The 1,571-nt window shown below is 59.2% G+C and carries 1 protein-coding gene; it reads right to left on the bottom strand.

The annotated features are described in order from the left end of the window. Positions 1-82: 82 nt before the first annotated feature. Positions 83-1,495 (bottom strand): transposase, encoded by a 1,413-nt coding sequence (locus FKZ61_RS23680; RefSeq protein WP_141612637.1) that lies wholly within the window; start codon positions 1,493-1,495, stop codon positions 83-85. Positions 1,496-1,571 lie beyond the last annotated feature (76 nt).

The raw sequence follows: 1,571 nt of genomic DNA, 5'->3' as shown, positions 1-1,571 counted from the left end.
ATTCGACTTTTGACAATGAGCAAGTGCCTCAACGAGTGTTGAGTTGAGACAGCACCTTTACAATTGAGCAATCGAGCCAAGATCAGGCCGCTTTGGCAGCGTTTTGGCTCTTGACCACGACCTTTTGGCGTGGCCGTGGAGGCAATTTCGTGCCCTTGCGCCGACCTGGAGAGATACCTCTAGGTTTGGGCGGCTGGGCCGGTGTCCCCAACTGCTGAATAATGCGTCCGAAGTCTCGCTGCACCAACGTGGGTGAGAGACGGCGTTGCTTCATGACAGGCAAGTTGCGCTCCCAGGGACGGGGCAATGCCTCGGCAACGTGGCGAGCCATCCAGAGTTGGGCATAGGCGATGTGTGTCAGTTGCCACCAGTTCTCTTCTGGCTCAAGGTCCGGCGTCTGGAAGTCTGCCATCAAGAGCTTCTGCTTGCCGAACCTGAAAAAATGCTCCAGATCGAAGCGCTCTGCGTAGGCATCAACGATGTGCATCAGCGTCAACTCGTCTCGTCTGTCGCCCATGACCAGCAGCCACAGGGGGCGCTTGTAGAGCGGATTCCCCTCCTCGTCGTAGCGCACCATGCGCACCAGCGTGAATGGGTAGAGATGCATGGGCAGCCGTTGGGGCTTGTTCTTGCCCCGCATCAACAGGTTGTGCCACGACTGGACCTCGACTCGGTGCTTCTTGCCCCGGCGACTGGTTTCCCAAAGCGTCTGCGTCTCATCGGGCGGCGTCCACGTCTCGGGGTCCGAGAGCGAGAACTTGTCGCCGTACCAGGTGGGATGTCCCCGACCGGCTTGCTCACCTTCTTGGGGCACATCCTGATGATAGAAGGTGCGGTTGCTGCGCACACGGGCGATGGTGACAAGATGCGGATGGCGCCGGTGTGCGTGCAGGTAGAGCGGCTTGCTGTAGCTGGTGTCTCCCACCGCTACGCACAACTCCTGGCCAAAGGGTAAGGCAGGGTCTGCGAGCAGGGCATCGATTTGTTCTGCCCCTACCATCTCTTTGTCAGCGTCTGTGGCGACGCGCGTGGTCAGCAACGGCAAGACCCAACTGGCGGAGACACCCTCTTCCGGCTCCAGCCCCAAGGCTACGCTTGAATACTGATGCCCGATGGTCACGGGTGCCTTGCCTTTCACGACTGTCGGTGCATAAACCATCCCCCGGTCTGGCAGGACCTGCGCATACGGGCGCGGCTGTGGCGTCACATCCACCATCAACAGCCAGAAGGGACGCTGCCGCGGACGTGGCAGATGCGGAAGCAGCAGATAGGGCAGTGCCAGCTCCGCCATGCGCATCTCCGTCAGTGCCTTCGAGATGGCGGAATAGCTGCGCCGAAACACCGGCGCCAGGCTGTAGGCGACCACAGCGTCTGCCTCTGGATAGCTGCACATGGCATCCACCAGTTCCATCAGCGTATCGGCTCGATTCTCAAAGTTCTGGTACAATGTGCACCGGAACTGCTCCAGAGCGGTAGTGTGTCGAGTGATGTCCATGCACTACTTCTGGCGCAGTTCCTTCTTTTTCGCAAATCTTGACCTGCGTCTTTTGACTCCGTTGTCAAAAGTCCAA

The sequence above is a fragment of the Litorilinea aerophila genome (genome assembly GCF_006569185.2).
GTDB lineage: Bacteria > Chloroflexota > Anaerolineae > Caldilineales > Caldilineaceae > Litorilinea > Litorilinea aerophila.
The sequence above is the reverse complement of the archived record's forward strand: the minus strand, read 5'-3'. Positions and strand labels throughout refer to the sequence as shown.

What these genes read in the sequence shown, in the direction of transcription:
- FKZ61_RS23680 (WP_141612637.1), bottom strand. Translation starts at nt 1,495, where the DNA reads ATGGACATCACTCGACACACTACCGCTCTGGAGCAGTTCCGGTGCACA.